1 pseudogene is annotated in these 551 nt (G+C 52.6%); it reads right to left on the reverse strand.

Features of this window, described 5'->3' with window-relative positions:
• Positions 1-524, reverse strand: a pseudogene (locus BLX24_RS31085) (hypothetical protein); the annotation flags it as partial.
• Between the last annotated feature and the right edge of the window lie 27 nt (positions 525-551).

The raw sequence follows: 551 nt of genomic DNA on the forward strand, positions 1-551 counted from the left end.
TTCAGGGTAGGGATATAATCGTGGGGTAAAAACGCCTGATTATCGCGGGTCTTCACCAGACAGAAATAATAGTTTTCAGGCTCCCGTTTGGCGTCTTCCTCAATTTTCCAGATCCACTGGGCATCGGGTTTCCAGGGAGGCGACGAAAACACAAACAGCATGTGGTGTAACGGGGAATCGAATTTTCCGACATTGGCCCGCAGCGTCGGCAGAATCACCTTCAGCCACTCCTGCTTGATGTTCAGCCCTTCATCGATCACGTACATGTCGAAGTTTGACCCACGGTTTTCCTCGGAAGTCATCTTGAAGCCTTCCAGCTCAATGATGAATCCGTTCGGCCAGCTGATGCAGTTATCCCAGTTATCAGGCGCTTCGTACGGCTGATCCCAATGGGCAGGCGGTTTGCGCCATAACACATAATCCCCGCGGCCCGTTGACCAGTTGTACTCCTTCAGCCCCCAGTCTTCCAGACGTGATTTCAGGTTCGGGGTCAGTTTAGACTTGGCCTTTTTGACGGTTTTCACGCCCCAGCCGCATTTGGCTCTGGGGAG

The sequence above is a fragment of the Arsenicibacter rosenii genome (genome assembly GCF_001870735.1).
Classification (GTDB): Bacteria; Bacteroidota; Bacteroidia; order Cytophagales; family Spirosomataceae; genus Arsenicibacter; species Arsenicibacter rosenii.